The sequence below is a fragment of the Rubritalea profundi genome (genome assembly GCF_002954445.1).
Taxonomy (GTDB): Bacteria; Verrucomicrobiota; Verrucomicrobiia; order Verrucomicrobiales; family Akkermansiaceae; genus Rubritalea; species Rubritalea profundi.
This window is the reverse complement of record NZ_MQWA01000001.1, coordinates 4,111,296-4,114,098: the sequence shown is the minus strand read 5'-3', so window position 1 is coordinate 4,114,098 and position 2,803 is coordinate 4,111,296. Positions and strand designations below refer to the sequence as shown.

Here is a 2,803-nt window from a genome sequence, read left to right as displayed (position 1 = left end):
GGTTTAATACATTCCGAAAGGCACCAATATAGCAACCCTTCCTTCAGAGCTCATTCCTAGAGTTGAAAAAGCTCTTAATGACAGGCCAAGGAAACGGCATGGCTATTGCACCCCTGAAGAAAAAAATCAACAATTAACCAACGAGGAAAAAGTTGCGCTAGTTAGTTGAATTCAAGAATGATATAATTGATTTATATATATAGCGATAAACATGTAGGTGAACATAGTTTCTCATGCGCGCTAACTTAGTAGATTAATCCATTGAACGTGAGCTGGTTGACGACTCCTCTTTTCAATGTTTACGTGGCTAATTCGGAGTCTAATCGGATCACTCAAGGTACTTTGGCTTAAAGCATTTAGGTAGGCTGATAGAGCTTCAAATAGCTTTTCCATACTCAGCACTACCTTTTTTTAACTGGCTGAGATGAGCTGCTAGATTGAATCCTATTAGCTGTTGGATCAGAGCTGCCAGAATCAAGGACTCGTAATGATCATCGTTGTTCACGCCCTTGAAGACTTTTCCGAGGTTTAGCGATTGCTTACAAGCTTTGAACCGGGTCTCGATATTCCAGCGTAACGCGTAGATTTCGAAGAGTTCCTTGGCGGTGACATCAGAACTAACATTGGTGAGGAGTATATGCCCTCCATCGCGCACAAGGGCTTGAGAGCTAGCGCGTCCTTTGCTCCTGGCATTACGAGCTTTACGTCTTTGTATAGCGGTCTTCTTGTCCGCTCTTACAGCCACGAGACGCGCACACATTCCACATGTTCCAACTGAGACTTCCTCATCAATGAAGTTGTTCGATAGAGGTCTGAGACGCTTCTCTAACGAGGATCCGTTGCTAAAAGTAATTGCGACATTGGTTGGAACACGCGTGAGCCAGAATGCAGACATTTCACCTATGAGCTTAAAGCTTTCAGTGACGAAGTAGCCCATGTCTCGAATAACCAGATCTCCAGGATTAATTTGGTTGAGGAGATGCTTCCCTAGTGATTTATCTTGATGAGTTCCATGCGTAAATGTCTGACTAACAGTTGATCCTGTTAGTAAATCAAAGGCTAGGTCCAACTTGAATCCAGCAGTGCGACTCACCCCATTACCGTGACCAGGGAAGTTCGAGGCATTGCCTTTCCCCATGACTTGAAAAGTCGAATCTTCGACTAAAACTCTGGTGAACCGTGCCCCGAGCAGAGCTTGGAGATAGATGAAGATGATTGCTTTACGAGTTCACCGATCACTGCTCGTAAAAACTGAGTGGCATTGTTCGTTATCCGCTTATAGACAGCGACTCAGGAGATTTTTTGCGCTTAAGGATGCCTAACTCAAACGCGATATTGTTAAATGAACCATCGCCTTTGATCGCACATTTGATGAGAGCGATGATAACTCCAAAGGCGCTGAAACCTTGGGTTTTGCTTTGGATGAAAGAAACAGACTTAGCTAAGTCCTCAAGTTGCAATAAGTGTAGCGGCGAGTCGTTGGTGTGTAAGCGTTTAGACATGCTAATCATGCCGGCGCACTCAACCTTTCAAGCTTATAATGCGCTTTATATCAAAAAGATACGCTTAAGTTAACGCGTATGTATAGTTTCTCACCACTAAATTCGTTATTTGTGAAATTATACCATTTATCAAAATTATTAATAATATTCATACTAGATCCAATTTTTGGGCACGACTTCTGCTTGATTGGTCATGAAGAGGTCGAATGATACATACTACAAAAATGAACGACATTGAATACACTGGTCATTTTAGACAGTCAGAAGCTAAGTCTACATTATTAGACAAAAAACCTAAGGACGTTATCCCCAGATTAGCTGTCGCGCTCGAGCGTGCTAAGGTGGGTTGCTTTGTCACGGTAGGTTGGCTCCTCTGGATTGCAGTAGTCGTACCATCTACAACTCTCATGAAATACATACGCGCGAAGCGTCACATAGAGCTAGCTTAGAACAGCAGTAATGGCCGAAAAACGCAAAGCTAACTTTTTTGCTCGGTGCGGCTCACGACTAACACTCTCGAATACAAACCAAATACAAACCAAATACAAACCAAATACACACTAAATAAATGACTAAACTTGAAATGACCGAAGCCATTATCACTGCAAAACTAGAAAAAGGTACGACCTGGGAGGCTGTGGGGAAAGCTATCGGGTTGTCCGATATCTTTACAGCTTCAGCGTGCCTTGGCCAGAATAGTCTAAGCAAGGAAGACGCTACAAAGCTGGCTAAACTCTTAGACCTCGGCAATGATGTAGTCACTGCTCTGACTGTGTGCCCGATGAAGGGACTCGACACAGACCTCGTGTCTAAAGACCCATTGATCTATCGTTTTTATGAAATAGCCTACGTCTATGGTGGAGCTATCAAAGAGTGCATCCATGAGAAATTTGGCGATGGCATCATGAGTGCTATCGACTTCACCTGTGACATAGAAAAGCAGGAAGACCCGAAAGGTGACCGCGTAGTCGTTACTATGAATGGTAAATTTCTTCCATACAAAAAGTGGTAACTTCACAGAGGTTACCTAAAGTAACAATAAAATGATATCCCAATAACAACTCAGAGCCGCCCCGCGAAGAGCGAATCACCAGTGCCCTGTGAGCCCTTTACTTACCACCTCACAGGAACAAGTCCTTGCGTGCTGAGCCGCGGTTGGCGAGCTTAGTGCCATTGAGCTCTGTCTCTTTATATTCGTGCTGTCCCTTTATATTCGTGCGCACCACTGAAGAAACCACTTATTCTATAAGGGTTCATTGCTTTTTATTAACCTGCGCATAATTTAGACAGCTATTCTTGTT

At 43.4% G+C, this 2,803-nt stretch carries 4 protein-coding genes; 2 read left to right on the top strand and 2 right to left on the bottom strand.

Annotated elements, in window-relative coordinates:
* Positions 1-376: 376 nt before the first annotated feature.
* Together BSZ32_RS17935 and BSZ32_RS17930 are read right to left on the bottom strand one after the other, a co-directional pair.
* Positions 377-1,192 carry an IS4 family transposase gene (locus BSZ32_RS17935; RefSeq protein WP_276308474.1) on the bottom strand — a complete coding sequence of 272 codons (816 nt, stop codon included), beginning with the start codon at positions 1,190-1,192 and terminating at the stop codon, positions 377-379.
* A 76-nt stretch (positions 1,193-1,268) separates the two neighbouring features.
* Entirely contained in the window at positions 1,269-1,502 is a 234-nt protein-coding gene (locus BSZ32_RS17930) for a hypothetical protein (RefSeq protein ID WP_105044683.1), read from the bottom strand.
* A gap of 224 nt (positions 1,503-1,726) precedes the next feature.
* Here BSZ32_RS17930 and BSZ32_RS17925 point away from each other — a divergent pair, with 224 nt between their 5' ends.
* Entirely contained in the window at positions 1,727-1,951 is a 225-nt protein-coding gene (locus BSZ32_RS17925; protein WP_105044682.1) for a hypothetical protein, read from the top strand.
* Between the two features lie 119 nt (positions 1,952-2,070).
* Entirely contained in the window at positions 2,071-2,514 is a 444-nt protein-coding gene (gene cynS / locus BSZ32_RS17920) for a cyanase (protein WP_105044681.1), read from the top strand.
* The last annotated feature ends 289 nt before the right edge of the window (positions 2,515-2,803 follow it).

Excerpts from the sequence above, each read along its gene's own strand:
- BSZ32_RS17930 (WP_105044683.1), bottom strand. The coding sequence starts at position 1,502 with ATGTCTAAACGCTTACACACCAACGACTCGCCGCTACACTTATTGCAA.
- BSZ32_RS17925 (WP_105044682.1), top strand. The coding sequence starts at position 1,727 with ATGAACGACATTGAATACACTGGTCATTTTAGACAGTCAGAAGCTAAG.
- cynS (WP_105044681.1), top strand. The coding sequence starts at position 2,071 with ATGACTAAACTTGAAATGACCGAAGCCATTATCACTGCAAAACTAGAA.